Below are 16,781 nucleotides of genomic sequence, written 5' to 3' on the forward strand. Positions count from 1 at the left end.
TTCACTCAATCAGGGTTGGGGTGCAGGCGCGCCCAGTGGCGGCGGCCTGACGAATAGCTTCAACCAGCGCCAGGGTCCGCCCGGCATCGGCAGCACTCACCAGGGGCGCAACCTCTCCCCGGGCCACCTGGACAAAGTGCTGCAACTGCAGGCGCAGGGCTTCGCCCGGGGCGCAGGCTTCCTCTTGCATCAGCAACGGCTCATGCCAACCGGCCCCGGCTTCGGCGTAGTGCCAGCGCTTGAGCTGGGGAATGCTCAAGGCGCCTGCGGTCCCGGACAGCAGGTAACAGGGCTGGTCGGCCTGACGCGGGTACGCGGGGTTTTCCCCGGAATCCAGCTCCCAGCTCCAGGGCGCGGCCGCGGCATCGGAACCGGTCAGGCTACCCAGGGCACCGTTGTCGAATTGCAGCAGCACCGCAGCACAATCCTCGTTGGCGTAGCCGCGCACGCTGTTGCTGGTGATGGCCTGAACCTGGCGCACCTCACCACACAGGTAGCGCAGCAGGTCGAGGTCGTGGATCAGGTTGGTCAGCAACATGCCGGCCCCGGCTTCGCGGCGCCAGGGAATGTCGAAATAGCGCTCGGGCTTCTGTAGCTGCCAGAGCGCGGTGACGTTGGTCAGTTGCCCCAGGGCGCCGCTGCGCAGCAGTTCATGGGCGCGGGCGATCAATGGGTTGTGCCGCCGGTGATGGCCCACCAGCACCGGCACCCCGCAAGTACGACTTGCCGCTACCAGTTCCCGCACTTCATCCAGGTGCACGCCTACCGGTTTTTCCAGCAGCACCGGCACGCCAGCGGCCAGGCAATCCAGGGCGGTAGTGACGTGGAGGTTATTGGGGTTGGCAACGATCACTGCATCCGGGCGAATTTCCCGCAGCAGGCTCTGGTGATCGGCAAAATGCGGCACCTGCCATTGCCCGGCGATTGCGGCCGCCTGAGGGCCGGGGTCGGCCACCGCGCAAAGACAGGCCTCGGCCAGGGTCTTGAGGTGTTGATAGTGCTGCTGCCCCATATTGCCGACGCCGATCAGGGCGATGCGCAGTGGCGTGCTCAATGGAAGATCCTCTTGTGATTGTTATTGGGACACTGAATTTCAAATATTTAGAACTCAGTTCCACTTTCATACAAGAGGGAGAAAAAATACTGTCCGATTATCGAACGGCTTTGCATGCTACCGCTGGCAAGCTGCATCGACAGCGGCCACAAGCCGCTGCCGCAAGCGCTGAACGGCGGTGCAACAGCCGCAGCGATATCAGGGTCACCACCAGCCCTGGAGCCTTACCTCAGTGGAACAGCTCGGAGGCCTGGCTGGCGGCCGACAGTTCCTCGGCAAACTGCAGCAGCAGTGGCGCCAGTTCATGCAGCCGCGCCAGGGGCAGGCGCGCGCTGGGGCCGGCGACGCTGAGCACGCCCACAACCCGGCCATCGATGGGATGGCGCACCACCGCGGCAATCGCCGAGGTGCCTACCGCAGAGCTTTCCTCGACCCAGGCGTAGCCCTGCTCCCGGGCCAGGCGCAAACGCTCCAGCAGCTCGATGTTCGAACGCGGTGCATTGGGGCCCAGGTCCGCCGGGGTTGCCACGCGCTGGCGTTCCACCAGGGACAAGGCCTCGGCATCACTCAGGGTGGCCAGCCAGGCGTGCCCGGAAGCGGTGTAGAACAACGGCGCCTCGCGGCCCATGTCCGGGTCGTAGCGCAAACCGGACCGCGCGCCCTGGGACTTGGCGATCCAGGTCTGGCGCTCGCCTTCGATCACCCCCAGGCGCACCAGCTCACCGGACTCCTGGGCCAGGCGATCGAGCACCGGCTGGACAATGTCGGCGCCGCTGGCGGACAAGTAACGAAAGCCCATGGCCACCAGCCGGGTGGACAGCTGGTAGCGCAGGTTGTCCGAATTCTGCCGCACATAGCCCAGACGAATCAGCTCGGCCAATAGACGGTGGGTGGCGCTCTTGGGGATTTCCAGCTGCTCGGCCAGGGTCTGCAGCGGCAGGCCGCGGGGATCAGCGGTAAGACGTTCGAGAACACTGAAGACGCGTTCGATTTGACTGCCAGCCATGGTCGGGTCCCGACAAAATTTGGCCGATTCTAGTGACAACGGGCCGGTTGGGAAACTGCCGGGCGTGGTTCGATTACCGCCCGAAATCGGCGCGACCGAGCCTCACGCCCGGCACAACGCCTTGTGCGCAGGTTAGCCGAGCTCGTATATTTTTTGGAACCGATTTCCACAATACCAATTGCCGCGACAGAGCCTGAACTCGATTTTCCGGGCATTTTCTGGCCGGCCGCGCTGTCCAACGCCAACGACACTCAAAGCCCCGCCTACCCGGCTGCGCTGTTTTATCCACAGGGAGAATGCCCATGCCTCACTCCGTAGATTGCCCAGTCCTGACCCACGCGGGCCTGCACATGCCCAAGCTGGGCCTCGGCACCTGGCCGATGCTCGATGCCGAATGCACTCGCGCCGTGGAACAGGCCCTGGAGCTGGGTTACCGGCACATCGATACCGCCCAGGCCTACAACAACGAAGACGCCGTGGGCCAGGCCCTGGCCAACACTCCAGTGCCCCGGGAGCAGATCCACGTCACCACCAAGGTCTGGTGGGACCAGCTGCAACCCGACGCCATGCGCCACTCCCTGGAGCGCAGCCTGAAAGCCCTGCAAACCGACTACGTCGACCTGTTCCACATTCACTGGCCCAGCAGCGACTGGGAACTGGAGCGCAGCATCGAAACCCTGGTGTCGTTCAAGGAACAGGGGCTGGTGAAACACATTGGCGTGGCCAACTTTCCCCTGGCCCTGCTGCGCCGGGTGATCGAAGGCTGGGGCGCGCCGCTGTCGGCGATCCAGGTGGAATACCACGTGCTGCTGGGGCAAAGCGGCCTGCTGGACTATGCCCGCAGCCGCGACATGGTGCTGACCGCCTACACGCCGCTGGCGCGCAACAAGGTTTCCGAGGTGGCCGAGATCCGCCAGATCGCCGCCAAGCACGGCGTGCTGCCGACCCAGGTGGCGCTCAAGTGGCTGCTGGACCAGGACAATGTGGCGGCCATCCCCAAGGCCAGCAGCCGGGCCAACCAGCTGGCCAACCTGGAATCCCTCAAGGTCCAGCTGGACGACGAGGACCGGGCGCTGATCGCCAGCCTGCCCAAGGATCAGCGCCAGGTCAGCCCGGACTTCGCTCCGGTGTGGGACCACTTCGACCGCTGAAACGAAGCGCTCCCTGATACCGCGACGCGGCGTCAGGGAGCGGCTTCTCGATCGCCGGCCATCCCGGGCTTAGCGATGTTTCAGAAATCGAAGAACACCGTCTCGCCTTCACCCTGAATGCGGATATCGAAGCGATAGGCGCGCTGGCCATTGACCTCGCAGGGGTGGGCCAGCAGGGTTTCCCGGCGCGGCGGCTGTTCGATCAGGTTCAGTACCGGGCACTGGGCATTGGCTTCCGGTTCATCGGCAAAGTACAGCCGGGTGTGCAGGTGGATATTGATCCCCCGGGCAAACAGCGCCAGGTTGATGTGCGGCGCCATGGGCACGCCGGCGGCATTCCTCACCACCCCGGGCTTGACGGTGTTCAGGGTCCACTCCCCGGCATCGAAGGTGGTGGCGGTGCGACCAAAGCAGTTGAACGGCTTTTCCGTATCGAACACCGGATCGTAGATCCCGGCGGCGTCGGCCTGCCAGAACTCCAGGAACGAGTCCCGCACCAGGTGGCCATTGCCATCGTAGACGTGGCCGATCAGCAAGATCTGCTCGCCCGGCGCATCGGCCTTGGCCATCTGGTTCCAGATCTCTTCCGGGCGGGCCGGGTTTCCCGCCGCTGCCAGGGCCAGGCCGATATGCACGTAGGGGCCGGCCGTTTGCGAGGGGGTTTCAGGCAACAGTTGAATGGGCATGGCAGGCTCCTCAGCAGTTTTCGAAGTGGGTCTTGCGCTGGCCGCGCAGCACGATGTCGAAGCGGTAGGCCAGGCAATCCATGGGATTGGCGTTGCCCATGTCCAGGCGGGCGATCAGGCTCTGCACCGCCTCCGGATTGGCGATCGACTTGACGATCGGGCACAGCGGGATCAGCGGGTCGCCCTCGAAATACAGCTGGGTGATCAACCGCGTGGCGATCGACGGGCCACTGATGGAGAAGTGAATGTGCGCCGGGCGCCAGTCGTTGGGGCCGTTGCGCCAGGGGTAAGGGCCGGGCTTGATGGTGCGGAAGCTGTAGTAGCCGTCACGGTCGGTAAGGGCCCGGCCGACACCACCGAAGTTCGGGTCCAGGGGCGCCAGGTAGCGGTCGTTCTTGTGCCGGTAGCGGCCGCCGGCGTTGGCTTGCCACATCTCCACCAGGGTATGGGGAATGGGTTTGCCGTACTGGTCGCAGACCCGCCCGGAAACGATGATCCGCTCCCCTACCGGCAAGCCGCCGTTGTTGAAGTTGAGCAGCAGGTCGTTATCGAAACGCCCGGTACGCAGGTGGGAAAAGTCCGGGCCGCTGGTTTCACTCAGGGATTGTGGAATGCTCACCAGCGCCTGGCGCGGGGAGCGGGTGACCGAGGTCTTGTAGTCGGGAGTCAGGGCCTTGGGGTGCCAATTACGGTCGCGAATCACGAAGCGACTGTTGTCTGCATCAGACATGTCGATCTCCTGTTGTTTGATTTATGGAGCGCAGCCGACGCAGTTTCAAACAAAGCAGGAAGGTGGAACATTGAAAAGCCGCCCCTTATCCATAACCAAACAGTTATGGATAACGTCCCTCGCGATAGGCAATCCCGACTTCCCGCAACACCTCCACCGCCCATTGCCCGGCCAGGGACAACGGCAGGCTGGTGTTGCTGGAAATACCCACCGAGCCTCCGGGCTCGCGCAGGCCCAGGTCCAGTTCCAGCAGCTCAGCGTTGGCCAGGTCCAGGCGCACGGCATCCAGGGGCGCAATCCACAAGGCATCGCTGGACAGCGTATAGCGCCGGCTCAGGGCCACCGACAGGGTTTCCAGGCGTTGCTGCGACAGGGCAACGCCGCACTGCACAAACAGGCTGTCGGCGTGCTTGCGGATGCTGGTGCCGGCCAAGGGCAGCACCAGCGGGTAGACACTCACGGCATCGCGATCCAGCAGGCCAGCCGCCAACGGATGCCCGGGGCGCGCCACCAGGGTCATGGATTCGCTGTACAGGTGCTCGAAGCTCAGGCCCTGGATCTCCGGACTCTCGGTCATGCGCCCCACCACCAGGTCCAGATCGCCCACCCGCAGCTGCGAAAGCAGATAAGCACTGGGACCGGTCACCACACTCACCGTCAGCGCCGAATGGCGCTGGTGCAGGCGTCGCATCACCTCGGGCAGCAGCAGGCTTTCCACGGTGGACAGCACGCCGATACGCACCAGCCCGGCGGCATATTCGCCGCCCCGCAGGCTGCTGACGCCTTCACGCAGGGCCTGCACCGAAGGCCCGGCATAGCGCAGGAAGGCCCGGCCGGCCTCGGTCAGGCTGAGGCCGGCCTTGCTTCGGGCAAACAGCCGGGTCTCCAGCAGCGCTTCCAGTTCCTTGAGGGTTTTCGACATCGCCGGCTGGCTCACCGCCAGCACATCGGCAGCCCGGGCCAGACTGCCCTGGCGGGCCATTTCAAGAAAACACACCAGGTGACGGAATTTGATGCGGGTATCGATGTTCAATAGGGAGCCCCGAAATGTGTCGGCACCGGACCGATCCGGCAGCGGGCCATGGTAGCGTGCGCAAAAATCCCTGACGACCGGACTGGCGCCGGTTCGAGCCACCAGCAACACTGACCAGCAGAAAAAAACGAGGACTCCCCCATGCTTTGGAAAAAAGGCCGGCGCAGCGACAACGTCGTGGATGCGCGAGATGACAGTAGCGGCGGTGGTGGTGGCGGCATGCGTTTTGGTGGGGGCAAGGGCTTGAGCCTGACGGCGATCGTGCTGATCGTCGGCATCGGCTGGGCCACCGGCCAGGACCCGTTGCAGATCCTCGGCCAACTGCTGGGCCAGGGTGGCCAAAGCACCCAGACTTCGGCGCCGGCCACCCCCCAGGCGCGCAAGGCGCCCCCGGCCAATGACGAGCAGGCGGAATTCGTCCGCGCGATCCTCGGCGACACCGAAGACACCTGGGGCCAGATCTTCCAGCAGGCCGGCCGCCAATATCAGCCGCCCAAGCTGATTCTGTTCCGTGGCCGGGTCAACTCCGCCTGTGGCGCCGCCACCTCCGCCAGCGGGCCTTTCTACTGCCCTGCCGACCGGCAGGTATACCTGGACATGGACTTCTTCCGGGAAATGGCCCAGCGTTTTTCCGCTGCTGGAGACTTCGCCCAGGCCTATGTGATCGCTCACGAGGTTGGGCATCACGTTCAGACCCTGCTCGGGGTCTCGGCGAAAATGCAAGCCGCACGCCAGCAAGGCCGGCAGATGGAAGGCGACGGCGGCTTGCTGGTGCGCCAGGAGCTGCAGGCCGACTGCCTGGCCGGGGTCTGGGCCTACCACGCCCAGCAACGCCTGAACTGGCTGGAGCCCGGAGATGTTGAAGAAGCCCTGAACGCCGCCAACGCCATCGGCGATGATCGCCTGCAGCAGCAAGGCCAGGGCCGGGTGGTGCCGGACTCCTTCACCCACGGCACCTCCGCGCAGCGGGTGCGCTGGTTCAAGACCGGGTTCAGCCAGGGCCAGGTCGGCCAGTGCGATACCTTCGCCGCCAAGAGCCTGTAGATGCGCTGGCTGCTGGCAATGCTGCTGTGCCTGGGCTGCTTCAGTGCCCAGGCCACGGAACATGGGGTCAAGGTTCTCAGCCCCGAACGCCTGGCCCTGGGTAGCGGCGAGCTCGCGTTGGGCCTGAGCCAGGATTGGCGCCAGCCACTGCCCCAGGTGCAGCGGGCCCTGATCATCGTTCATGGCCGGCTGCGCAATGCCCAGACCTACCTGCGCAGCGGCGAAACCGCCGCCGGGCAGGCCGGGCAAAGCGTCGCGACACTGGTGATCGCCCCACAGTTTCTCAATCAGAGCGATATCGCCCGTCATCAGCTGCCGGACCCGCTGCTGCGCTGGAAGGGCAATGACTGGATGGCCGGCGAGCCCGCTACCGGCCCACTGGCCATCAGCTCCTATGCGGTGCTGGATGCCATCCTCCAGCGGCTGCAGGACCGCCAGCTCTTTCCTGCACTCAAGGAAGTGGTGATCGCTGGCCACTCCGGCGGCGCCCAGGTGGTGCAACGCTATGCCCTGACCACCGGCAACCATCCGAAGCTGGAAAAAGCCGGAATCGGCCTGCGCTACGTGATCGCCAATCCGTCGTCCTACGCCTACTTCGACCCCTCGCGCCCGGTGGCTTTCGAGCCGGCCAGTTGCCCAGGTTTCAATGACTGGAAATACGGCCTGCAGCACCTGCCGGCCTATGCGCTCGGCAAATCTGCGGCGCAGCTGGAACAGGGCTATGTGCAGCGCAACATCACCTACCTGCTGGGCCAGCAGGACATCGACCCCAACCACCCGGCCCTGGACAAGAGCTGCGCCGCCGAGACCCAGGGCGCGTATCGGCTGGTTCGCGGGCACAACTACTTCGACTACCTGATGCGGCGTCATCCGCAAGGCTTGCCACAACAGCTGGTGGAAGTGCCCGGGGTCGGGCATGACGGCGACCGGATGTTCACCTCGCCCGCGGGGCAGGCGGCGCTGTTCCAGTAGGAGCCGGCTTGCCGGCGAAGGCCCTCAGGCCGACAGCAGTTCGCGCAGCTGTGCGCAATCGCGCGCATGCCAATCGGTCAGTTCCGGCCAGGGGTTGTCCGGCAGGTTCACCAGTACCGTGCGCGTCCCCGCAGCACGCCCGCAGTCCAGGTCGAAGCGGTAGTCACCGACCATGACCATGCGTTGCGGTGCCACATCCCAGGCTTCGGCCAGCTTCAGCAAACCACCGGGGTGGGGTTTGGGCGGGGCTTCGTCGCGCCCCAGTACATCGGCCTCGGCAAAGCAGTCCGCCAGGCCGATGGCCTCCAGGGTCACATGGGCCAGCTCCCGGGCATTGCGGGTCAGGATGCCCAGGCGATAACCACGCCCGGCCAGTTCGCGCACCAGCTCTACCGCCCCCGGCGCCGGGCGCGAACCCAGGGCCAGGTCGCGCTCGTGCTCCAGCAGCCAGGCGTGCTTGGCCGCGGACTCATCCGCCGGCAAGGCCGCCAGGTGAGTGAGGATGTCGTCCTCGGGAGGAATCGACAGTGCCTGGCGAATCGCCGCGAAATCATGCACGGCGATGGTCAGGGTGCCGTCCATGTCGAAAACCCAGTGTTCAATGTCTCTAAGGCTCATGCCCAATCCTTGCGGTGACGGATCAACCCTTCCTGAGTCACCGAGGCTACCAGCTGGCCGGCACGGTTGAACACGCTGCCCCGGGAAAAACCCCGGGAATTGCCGGCCCAGGGGCTGTCCATCGCATACAGCAGCCAGTCATCGGCCCGCAGGTCGGCATGGAACCACAGGGCGTGGTCGAGACTGGCCACCTGCATGTCCTTCTGCCACACCGATTTGCCGTGGGGCAGCATCGAGGTGGTCAGCAGGCCGAAGTCCGAGGCATAGGCCAACAGGTACTTGTGCAGCGCCGGGTTGTCGGCCAAGGGCCCGTCGGCGCGAAACCACACGTATTTGACCGGGTCCATCGGCTGCGGGTTGTAGGGGTCCTTCTCGGTGACCGGGCGCACTTCGATGGGTTTGGGGCACAGCAGTTTCTCGCGCATGTGCTCGGGAATCAGGTGCGCGCGCTGCTGGGTGATCTCCAGTTCGGAGGGCAGGTTTTCCGGGCCGACCACCTGGGGCATGGTGATCTGGTGTTCGAAACCTTCCTCGTCGTACTGAAAGGACGCACTGCAGGTGAAGATCGGGTTGCCCTTCTGGATCGCGGTGACCCGACGGGTGCTGAAGCTGCCGCCGTCGCGTACCCGGTCCACCTGGTAGACCACCGGCAACCCGGCATCGCCAGGCCTGAGGAAATAACCATGCAGAGAGTGCACGTGGCGCGCTTCCTCGACCGTCTGGCTGGCCGCGGACAAGGACTGGCCGAGTACCTGGCCGCCAAACAACTGGCGAAAACCCAGGTCCTGGCTGCGGCCGCGAAACAGGTTTTCCTCGATGGCTTCCAGGGTCAACAGGTCGACCAGATCATCCAGCACGTCACTCATTCAGACTCTCCTCACACAGAGCAAAACCGCGCAATCTCGGCTGCGGCGGTCATATCGATTAGGGTCAAGCACTTCATCGGCACATTCTAAACGTGCGCGCTTGCTATCCATGCAAGGTTTCCAACCATTGTTCGCGGGTGATGCGGTACAGCACATGCTCGCGCAGAGGGTGATCGCCGGCGAGGTTCGGGTGCTCGAAATCTTCCTCGGCGGCGTGCTGCATGCCAATCGCCTGCATGACCTTCTGCGACGGCAGGTTGCCCAGGGTGGTGAAGGCCACCACCTCATCCAGGGTCAGCCGGTCAAAGGCACAGCGCAGCGCCGTCCAGGCCGCCTCGCTGGCGTATCCCAGGCCCCAGTGCTCACGCGCCAGGCGCCAGGCGATTTCCACTGCCGGGGTGAACGACGCCTCGAAACCGACGACGCCCAGGCCGGTAAAACCAATGAACGCGCCAGTATCCTTACGCTCTAGGGCCCAGACCCCGAAGCCGTGCTCGGCAAATTGCCCGCGTATCCGCCCGATCAGCGCAGCACTCTCCAGGCGGCTCAGGGGCGCCGGGAAATAACGCATGACCTGAGGATCGGCACACATCGCCGCAAATGCCGGCAGATCATCGTCACGCCATTGGCGCAGCAACAGGCGCGCGCTTTCAAGTTGCAGTATCGGCTCCATCGGTGCCCTCCGTTTCCGTGGGTGCAAGTCTACATCGCTGGTAGGATCCTTCACGGGTTCATCCAAGAAAATGCCATGACACTGCCGCTGATCTACCACGACGACTACAGCCCCGAATTCCCTGCGGACCATCGTTTCCCGATGGACAAGTTCCGCCTGCTGCGCGACCACCTGGTGGACAGCGGCCTGACCCGTGATGCCGACCTGCTGCGCCCGCAGCTGTGCCCGGCGGATGTCCTGGCCCTGGCCCACGACCCCGGCTACATCGAGCGCTACCTGCAAGGCGAGCTGTCCCGGGAAGACCAGCGGCGCCTCGGCCTGCCCTGGAGCGAAGCCCTGGCCCGGCGCACCGTGCGCGCCGTCGGCGGTTCTCTGCTGGCCGCCGAACAGGCCCTGGAACATGGCCTGGCCTGCCACCTCGCCGGCGGCACCCACCACGCCCACTACGACTACCCGGCAGGGTTCTGCATCTTCAACGACCTGGCGGTGATCAGCCATTACCTGCTGGAAAGCGGGCGCGTGGGCCGGGTGCTGATCTTCGACTGCGACGTGCACCAGGGCGATGGCACTGCACGGATCCTGCAACATACCCCTGACGCGGTGACCGTCTCGTTGCACTGCGAGAAGAACTTCCCCGCCCGCAAGGCCCAGAGCGACTGGGACATCCCGCTGCCCATGGGCATGGGCGACGCCGAGTACCTGCAAGTGGTGGACGACACCCTCAACTACCTGCTGCCCCTGTATCAGCCGGACCTGGTGCTGTACGACGCCGGGGTCGACGTGCATCGGGACGACGCCCTGGGCTACCTCAAACTCACCGATGCCGGGGTGGCCGAGCGCGACGAACGAGTCATGCGCCATTGCCTGGGCCGGGACATCCCGGTGATGGGCGTGATCGGCGGCGGCTACAGCAAGGACCGCCAGGCCCTGGCCCGGCGTCACGGCATCCTCCACCACAGTGCGCAGCGAGTGTGGACCTCAGCAGGTTGTCACTGATGTGCACGCCGTACCCGCGCCGCCTGTGGCACCTCCTGTGGATAACCTGCCCCCTCCCCTGCAGCCCTTGTCACCGGGCCCAGCAGCGGGGTGTCTTTCGCTTGATCGACTTGCTGACGCCCAAGGCCCGGGCGTCGTTGTTGCGCAATCTGCTGCCCGGCGCCAGGGCTCCCCTCAAGCGGCCTTCTGGACGGGGAGCGGGCCAACCAGGCGCCCCCGTGCGGCGTTGGCATCAGTGATCCACACACTGCTGGGCAGCACCGAATAAAAGCTTCAAGAACCTGCTGGCGGTGCCTTATCATTTCTCAAACTTCATCTCCAGATAGCACTGCACTCCAGTACTGGAATTCATTTAAAACAGGATCAAGACAATGCGATTCTTAATAACTGGCGGTGCGGGATATATTGGCTCGCACACATTATTGGAGTTACTTCAGTCCGGCCACGAGGCAGTAGTACTTGATAACTTGTGCAACAGTTCCATGCAGTCAGTGCAGCGAGTCCAGGAAATAACCGGACGCGAAGCTTTTTTTATTCAAGGTGATGTTTGCGATCGGGCGACCCTTGATCGTATTTTTTCCGAACATGAAATTGATGCCGTTCTACACTTCGCCGGACTGAAGGCCGTAGGAGAAAGTGTCCAGCAGCCGTTGACGTACTACCAGAACAACGTGAGTGGCAGTATTACCTTGTGCCAAGCCATGGCCGCAGCAGGTATATACCGTTTGGTATTCAGTTCCTCCGCAACAGTCTACGGCGACCCGACACAAATACCCGTTGTCGAGACATGCCCGACGGGAACACCGACCAACCCCTATGGCAACTCCAAGTTGATGGTGGAGAAGATGCTGCAGGACCTGGTGGCATCCGACCCTCGCTGGTCTGTGGCCTTGCTGCGCTACTTCAATCCGGTGGGTGCCCATCAGAGTGGCCAGTTGGGTGAAGATCCCAATGGCGTTCCGGAAAACCTCCTGCCCTACATCGCTCGTGTTGCCGTAGGGAAACTCCAACAGCTCTCTATTTATGGCAACGACTACCCCACCCCGGATGGAACGGGAGTTCGTGACTACATCCATGTCGTCGATCTCGCCAAAGGGCATCTGGCAGCCCTGAACTATATTTCCGAACATACCGGAGCCAACGTCTGGAACCTCGGCACCGGAGTTGGTTACTCAGTAATGGACATGATCCAGGCCTTTGAGAAAGCGTCGGGCCGCGCCATCCCTTACACCCTCTCTCGGCGTCGTCAGGGAGACATTGCAGAATGCTGGTCAGATCCATCCAAGGCACTTGCCGAGTTGGGCTGGAAGGCCGAACTGGGGCTGCAGGACATGATGGAAGACACTTGGCGCTGGCAGTCCAACAACCCAGATGGCTACAAGTGAACGTTTGATTGAAGTGGCGCTGATCGGCACTAGTGCAACGCCTCAGAACCCATGGGTAGGGCTTGCCGGAAGGTGCCCCTCAGGGCATCAACCCTCATCCCTGAAGAACGGGACAAACTGAAATGCCCTGCCGGCCGGCCCCTCGATCAGCATGACGACCATCGGCCTGCCGGGACCGGGTTGCCCCTGGGTTGCACACATGTGAAAGCCGCTGGCTTTTTTCGGGTTCTCATCACCTGCATGCACGACGCCCCGAGCATTCCAGTACTGCGCCCAGAAGGCCTGATCAAGCCGTTCATCAAGCCCCGAAGAACATCGGGGCAGGGGATGGCTTGGACAAGCCCTGGCTCGGCACGGCCCGCCCCCAGATTGCAGGACGTAGCGGGCCTGGACGTCATCAGGTTGTCACTCAATCCTGGACGCCTTACCCACATTCGCTGTGGAACCGCTTGTGGATAACCTGAGCGAAAGGTGCTGCAGCCCTCGCCACCCGTGGCCTGCAGCTAACCGATTAGTTTTTGACCAGGCCTTGCGCCCCACCCTGAACCACTCACGGCATTACCCCCAATCCCTGGGGAACCGCTTGTGGATAACCTGAGCAAAAGGCCTTGCAGCCCACGCCAGGCAAGGCCTGCAGCAACCTGTATGTTTTTTGATCAACAATCAGCACTGGCACAACCCCTGACCTGACCACAGGCACAGAACCCGAGCACTTGCGCCCCCTCCGACACCGCTGGCCGCCTGTCATCAAGGTTTCACTCTGCTGTGAATGCCTTACCCCCAATCCTTGGGGAACCGCCTGTGGATAAGCTGAGCAAAAACCCTTCCAGCCCAGGCCGTACAAGGCCTGCACAAAAGTGATCATTTTTCGACCAAGCACTCGTGCATTACCCCCAATCCCTGGGGACCCGACTGTGGATAACCTGGGTAAAACCCTTTGCAGCCCAGGCCACGCGGGAGATGCAGCCGGTCGTCTATTTTCTGATCAGCGGCAGCGGCTGCACCTCGGGTAGAATGCCCTGCCAAATCCCCAGTACCGCTTCCCGCCATGACCCGATCCCGCTCCCCTCTCCCCCACAGCGTCGCCATTATCGGTGGCGGCCCGGCCGGCTTGATGGCCGCCGAGGTCTTGAGCCAGGCCGGGATCCAGGTCGACCTGTACGACGCCATGCCTTCGGTGGGCCGCAAATTCCTCCTGGCTGGGGTCGGCGGGATGAACATCACCCACTCCGAGGCCTATCCGGCCTTCCTTTCCCGCTACGGCGAACGTGCACCACAGATGGCCCCCCTGCTCCGCGAATTTGGCGCCGATGCGCTGTGCCAATGGATTCATGGCCTGGGCATCGAAACCTTTGTCGGCAGTTCCGGCCGGGTCTTCCCCACCGACATGAAAGCCGCACCGCTGTTGCGCGCCTGGCTCAAGCGCCTGCGCGATGCTGGGGTGGCAATCCACACTCGCCACCGTTGGCTCGGCTGGAATGCCGACGCCAGCCTGCGGGTGCAGCACCCTGAAGGGGAAAGCGCGGTGAATGCCGATGCGCTGCTGCTGGCCCTGGGTGGCGGCAGTTGGGCACGCCTGGGCTCCGACGGCGCCTGGCTGCCCCTGCTGGAACAGCAAGGCATCCGGAGCGCACCGCTGCAACCGAGCAACTGTGGGTTTGACGTGGGCGGCTGGAGCGAGTTGCTGAAAAGCAAATTTGCCGGAGCGCCCCTGAAGAATGTCGCCATTGGCCTCAACGACGACGCTCCCCGCCTGGGGGAATGCGTCATCACCGCCAGCGGCATCGAAGGCAGCCTGATCTACGCCTTGTCGGCACCGATCCGCGAAGCCATCAACCGGCATGGCCAGGCAACCGTCCATATCGACCTGCTGCCCAGCAAGCCCCGGGACAAGGTTCAAGCCGCCCTGGCCAAGCCCCGTGGCTCACGATCGATGGCCAAGCACCTGCAGAGCCAGTTGGGTATCGAAGGGGTGAAGGCCGCGTTGCTGCGAGAGTTGACGGACGCCGACACCTTCAATGATCCGGCGCGACTGGCGGCGGCAATCAAGGCACTGCCCCTGCCTCTGGTGAAGCCTCGCCCACTGGACGAAGCCATCAGCAGTGCCGGTGGCGTGCCCTTCGAGGCCCTGGATGAGCGCCTGATGCTGCAGCAACTGCCTGGGGTGTTCTGTGCCGGCGAAATGCTCGATTGGGAAGCCCCTACCGGTGGCTACCTGCTGACCGCCTGCTTTGCCAGCGGCCGCCGTGCCGGGTTGGGAATACTGGAGTGGCTGCGGCGCAGGCCATAAACAGCTTCGCCGGCAAGCCGGCTCCTACGGGGAATTGCAGGAGCCGGCTTGCCGGCGAAGAGGTCAGCGCAATATCAGATCAGGGCTTGCGCTTGCGCGGCCCAGTGTTGAACGCCGGGACCTTGCGTACCGGTTTCGCCGCCGGCGCTTCGGCTACCTCACCGCTGTCCACCCACTTGCCCAGGTTGCGCTTGCCACCGCCGCCGGAGGCCTTGGGTTTCTTCGGCTTCTTCGGTTTCTTGACTACCTGGCCACTGGCGTCGGTTTCCGGGACTCGGTGCTCGGGGGAGAAGTCCGCTTCCTCGTGGCGTTTCAGGGTCTGGCGGGTGAGCATCTCGATCGCCGACAGCAGGTTGACCTCGTCAGCACAGACGAGGGAGATCGCCTCGCCGGTGGCGCCCGCACGTCCGGTACGACCGATGCGGTGGATGTAGTCCTCGGCCACGATCGGCAGGTCGAAGTTGACCACCAGCGGCAGGTCCTCGATGTCCAGGCCGCGGGCCGCCACGTCGGTGGCCACCAGGATCTGGATCTCGCTGGCCTTGAACCGATCCAGGGCACGCTGGCGCGTGGCCTGGGGTTTGTCGCCGTGGATGCCGTCGGCGTTCACGCCCTGGCCCTGGAGCTTCTCCACCAGTGCGTCCACGCCGTTACGGGTCTTGGCAAACACCAGAACCTGCTTCCAGCGGTTCTTGCGCAACAGGTGGCTGAACAGCTCCGGCTTGCGCTTCTTGTCCACCGGCACCACCCATTGCTTGACCGTGTTGGCGGCCACGTTGCGTGGGCTGACTTCGATGCTCAGCGGGTCGTTGAGCATCTGCCCGGCCAGTTGGCGGATGGCGTCGGAGAAGGTGGCGGAGAACAGCAGGGTCTGGCGCTTTTTCGGCAGGGCGGCATAGATGCTCTTGAGCTCTTCGGAGAAGCCCAGGTCCAGCATGCGGTCGGCCTCATCGAGCACCAGGGTCTGCAACTGGCTGAACTTCACTGCGTTCTGCCGGAACAGATCCAGCAGGCGCCCCGGGGTTGCCACCAGCAGGTCGATGCCTTTGCGCAACTTCATCATCTGCGGGTTGATGCTGACCCCGCCATACACCGCGTAGGTGCGCAACGGCAGGTGCTCGGCGTACTGGCGCACGCTTTCGTGAACCTGCTCGGCCAGCTCCCGGGTCGGCACCAGAATCAGCGCACGCACCGAGTTGCTGTCGACCTTGGGCCCTTGCAGGGTCAGCAATTGCAACAACGGCAGGGCGAAACCGGCAGTCTTGCCGGTGCCGGTCTGGGCTGCGGCCATCAGGTCACGCCCACCCAGCACCGCCGGAATGGCTTGGGCCTGGACCGGGGTCGGGGTCTGGTAGCCAAGGGTTTCAAGGGCGCGCAGCAAGGGTTCGATCAGGCCAAGGGTGGCGAATGTCATGGGGGGTACCGTAGGAAAGATTCGGCGCAGGGACGCAATGGGCGGCAGTTTACCCTAATTCAGGAGCACGCTCGTCGCCGGCCGCTGGCGTCTCCCTGGGACTTGCTGGTGTATGCTTGCCCGCGCCATTAGCGCCAGAATACAGCGCAGCAGTCGCCCGAAAATCCGGCGCACGACGCAAGCTGATACCCCCCCGATTGCCTTGTCTCCCAGGAGCCCATCTGCATGGATAGCGAAAACCCCTTCCAGGCCCCCGCAGCCGAACTCTTGGCCGAAAAGCCAGTTGCCCGGAATCTGAGCCTGTACAGCATCCCGGCCATTGGCCTCAGTACCTTCATCGGCAGCTCGGTGGCGGGCGCTTATTTCATCAGCCAGAACCTCAAGGCCATGGGCCGCGAGAGCGAGGTGAACAAAGCCTGGGCCATGGGCATCGGCCTCCTCGTGGCCATGAGCGTGGCCGGCTTTTTCCTGCCGGAAAGTATCCCCGCGGTGGTCTTTGTCCTGCCGCCGATCTATGGGATGAATGCCTACGCGCGCCAACTGTTCGGCCCCCAGGTGGAGGAGCACAAAGCGAGCAACGGGCGCTTCGTCTCGCTATGGCGAGTGGCGGGCATCAGCCTGCTGTTTTCCCTGGTCATGGTGGCGGTGCTGGTTGCCGTGGTGCTGCTGACCGGCATCGAGTAACCCCGGTCGGCTGACCGCACGACGCCTGGCCATGCCCGGCGTTTTTCAGCCTGCGAGCCCGGCCGCCCACAGGCTGGGCGGGTGCATTCGAAGCGTTTGAGCAGGCCCCTGCCATCAGCCCTCGCCCCCGACAAGCCCCATTCTGCTCCGCCTTCCTGACTTTGCAGCGACAAGTTCCC

At 64.0% G+C, this 16,781-nt stretch carries 16 protein-coding genes; 7 read left to right on the forward strand and 9 right to left on the reverse strand.

The window, feature by feature from the left end; genetic code table 11:
• Position 1 precedes the first annotated feature (1 nt).
• Positions 2-1,054, reverse strand: coding sequence for a Gfo/Idh/MocA family protein (locus U873_RS0116150; protein ID WP_025129245.1), 1,053 nt, complete (start codon positions 1,052-1,054; stop codon positions 2-4).
• Between the two features lie 229 nt (positions 1,055-1,283).
• The gene (locus tag U873_RS0116155; RefSeq protein WP_025129246.1) at positions 1,284-2,060 is read right to left on the reverse strand and encodes an IclR family transcriptional regulator; all 777 of its coding nucleotides are present in this window, start codon (positions 2,058-2,060) and stop codon (positions 1,284-1,286) included.
• 302 nt (positions 2,061-2,362) lie between these two features.
• On the opposite strand from U873_RS0116155, the gene U873_RS0116160 reads away from it, so the two are divergent.
• Positions 2,363-3,211: an aldo/keto reductase gene (locus tag U873_RS0116160; RefSeq protein ID WP_025129247.1), complete on the forward strand. Its 849-nt coding sequence runs from the start codon at positions 2,363-2,365 to the stop codon at positions 3,209-3,211.
• Between the two features lie 80 nt (positions 3,212-3,291).
• On the opposite strand, the gene pcaG is transcribed toward U873_RS0116160, so the two are convergent.
• The 3 genes from pcaG to pcaQ form a co-directional block, all read right to left on the reverse strand.
• A complete protein-coding gene (gene pcaG, locus U873_RS0116165; RefSeq protein WP_025129248.1) occupies positions 3,292-3,897 on the reverse strand; it encodes a protocatechuate 3,4-dioxygenase subunit alpha in 606 nt (201 codons plus the stop codon).
• A 10-nt stretch (positions 3,898-3,907) separates the two neighbouring features.
• Positions 3,908-4,627, reverse strand: coding sequence for a protocatechuate 3,4-dioxygenase subunit beta (pcaH, locus tag U873_RS0116170; protein WP_025129249.1), 720 nt, complete (start codon positions 4,625-4,627; stop codon positions 3,908-3,910).
• A gap of 103 nt (positions 4,628-4,730) precedes the next feature.
• Complete coding sequence (gene pcaQ, locus U873_RS0116175; RefSeq protein WP_025129250.1) at positions 4,731-5,660, reverse strand: pca operon transcription factor PcaQ; 930 nt, start codon at positions 5,658-5,660, stop codon at positions 4,731-4,733.
• Positions 5,661-5,801: 141 nt separating this feature from the next.
• Between pcaQ and U873_RS0116180 the strand changes: the two genes are divergently transcribed.
• Positions 5,802-6,704, forward strand: a complete 903-nt coding sequence (locus tag U873_RS0116180) for a neutral zinc metallopeptidase (RefSeq protein ID WP_025129251.1) — start codon at positions 5,802-5,804, stop codon at positions 6,702-6,704.
• Positions 6,705-7,676 carry a hypothetical protein gene (locus tag U873_RS0116185; protein ID WP_025129252.1) on the forward strand — a complete coding sequence of 324 codons (972 nt, stop codon included), beginning with the start codon at positions 6,705-6,707 and terminating at the stop codon, positions 7,674-7,676.
• Between the two features lie 24 nt (positions 7,677-7,700).
• On the opposite strand, the gene U873_RS0116190 is transcribed toward U873_RS0116185, so the two are convergent.
• The 3 genes from U873_RS0116190 to U873_RS0116200 form a co-directional block, all read right to left on the reverse strand.
• Positions 7,701-8,294: an HAD family hydrolase gene (locus U873_RS0116190; protein ID WP_025129253.1), complete on the reverse strand. Its 594-nt coding sequence runs from the start codon at positions 8,292-8,294 to the stop codon at positions 7,701-7,703.
• A complete protein-coding gene (tesB, locus tag U873_RS0116195) occupies positions 8,291-9,160 on the reverse strand; it encodes an acyl-CoA thioesterase II (protein WP_025129254.1) in 870 nt (289 codons plus the stop codon). Before tesB ends, U873_RS0116190 begins: the two co-directional genes overlap by 4 nt.
• A gap of 103 nt (positions 9,161-9,263) precedes the next feature.
• Positions 9,264-9,833 (reverse strand): GNAT family N-acetyltransferase, encoded by a 570-nt coding sequence (locus U873_RS0116200; protein WP_025129255.1) that lies wholly within the window; start codon positions 9,831-9,833, stop codon positions 9,264-9,266.
• A 75-nt stretch (positions 9,834-9,908) separates the two neighbouring features.
• Here U873_RS0116200 and U873_RS0116205 point away from each other — a divergent pair, with 75 nt between their 5' ends.
• The 3 genes from U873_RS0116205 (at position 9,909) to U873_RS0116220 (ending at position 14,504) form a co-directional block, all read left to right on the forward strand.
• Positions 9,909-10,829: a histone deacetylase gene (locus tag U873_RS0116205; protein ID WP_025129256.1), complete on the forward strand. Its 921-nt coding sequence runs from the start codon at positions 9,909-9,911 to the stop codon at positions 10,827-10,829.
• A gap of 371 nt (positions 10,830-11,200) precedes the next feature.
• Positions 11,201-12,214 (forward strand): UDP-glucose 4-epimerase GalE, encoded by a 1,014-nt coding sequence (galE, locus tag U873_RS0116210; protein WP_029978441.1) that lies wholly within the window; start codon positions 11,201-11,203, stop codon positions 12,212-12,214.
• Between the two features lie 1,048 nt (positions 12,215-13,262).
• Positions 13,263-14,504, forward strand: a complete 1,242-nt coding sequence (locus U873_RS0116220) for a TIGR03862 family flavoprotein (RefSeq protein ID WP_025129257.1) — start codon at positions 13,263-13,265, stop codon at positions 14,502-14,504.
• A 79-nt stretch (positions 14,505-14,583) separates the two neighbouring features.
• Here U873_RS0116220 and U873_RS0116225 read toward each other — a convergent pair whose 3' ends face one another.
• On the reverse strand, positions 14,584-15,918 hold the full coding sequence (locus tag U873_RS0116225; protein ID WP_025129258.1) for a DEAD/DEAH box helicase: 1,335 nt from the start codon (positions 15,916-15,918) through the stop codon (positions 14,584-14,586).
• Positions 15,919-16,143: 225 nt separating this feature from the next.
• Here U873_RS0116225 and U873_RS0116230 point away from each other — a divergent pair, with 225 nt between their 5' ends.
• Positions 16,144-16,602, forward strand: coding sequence for a hypothetical protein (locus U873_RS0116230; RefSeq protein WP_025129259.1), 459 nt, complete (start codon positions 16,144-16,146; stop codon positions 16,600-16,602).
• Positions 16,603-16,781 lie beyond the last annotated feature (179 nt).

Origin of the sequence: Pseudomonas sp. PH1b (genome assembly GCF_000633395.1) — a bacterium.
Classification (GTDB): Bacteria; Pseudomonadota; Gammaproteobacteria; order Pseudomonadales; family Pseudomonadaceae; genus Aquipseudomonas.

Bases quoted from the DNA above. Each gene is read 5' to 3' on its own strand.
- U873_RS0116155 (WP_025129246.1), bottom strand. From the start codon at position 2,060: ATGGCTGGCAGTCAAATCGAACGCGTCTTCAGTGTTCTCGAACGTCTT.
- U873_RS0116160 (WP_025129247.1), top strand. From the start codon at position 2,363: ATGCCTCACTCCGTAGATTGCCCAGTCCTGACCCACGCGGGCCTGCAC.
- pcaG (WP_025129248.1), bottom strand. From the start codon at position 3,897: ATGCCCATTCAACTGTTGCCTGAAACCCCCTCGCAAACGGCCGGCCCC.
- pcaH (WP_025129249.1), bottom strand. From the start codon at position 4,627: ATGTCTGATGCAGACAACAGTCGCTTCGTGATTCGCGACCGTAATTGG.
- U873_RS0116180 (WP_025129251.1), top strand. From the start codon at position 5,802: ATGCTTTGGAAAAAAGGCCGGCGCAGCGACAACGTCGTGGATGCGCGA.
- U873_RS0116185 (WP_025129252.1), top strand. From the start codon at position 6,705: ATGCGCTGGCTGCTGGCAATGCTGCTGTGCCTGGGCTGCTTCAGTGCC.
- U873_RS0116190 (WP_025129253.1), bottom strand. From the start codon at position 8,294: ATGAGCCTTAGAGACATTGAACACTGGGTTTTCGACATGGACGGCACC.
- tesB (WP_025129254.1), bottom strand. From the start codon at position 9,160: ATGAGTGACGTGCTGGATGATCTGGTCGACCTGTTGACCCTGGAAGCC.
- U873_RS0116200 (WP_025129255.1), bottom strand. From the start codon at position 9,833: ATGGAGCCGATACTGCAACTTGAAAGCGCGCGCCTGTTGCTGCGCCAA.
- U873_RS0116205 (WP_025129256.1), top strand. From the start codon at position 9,909: ATGACACTGCCGCTGATCTACCACGACGACTACAGCCCCGAATTCCCT.
- galE (WP_029978441.1), top strand. From the start codon at position 11,201: ATGCGATTCTTAATAACTGGCGGTGCGGGATATATTGGCTCGCACACA.
- U873_RS0116220 (WP_025129257.1), top strand. From the start codon at position 13,263: ATGACCCGATCCCGCTCCCCTCTCCCCCACAGCGTCGCCATTATCGGT.
- U873_RS0116225 (WP_025129258.1), bottom strand. From the start codon at position 15,918: ATGACATTCGCCACCCTTGGCCTGATCGAACCCTTGCTGCGCGCCCTT.
- U873_RS0116230 (WP_025129259.1), top strand. From the start codon at position 16,144: ATGGATAGCGAAAACCCCTTCCAGGCCCCCGCAGCCGAACTCTTGGCC.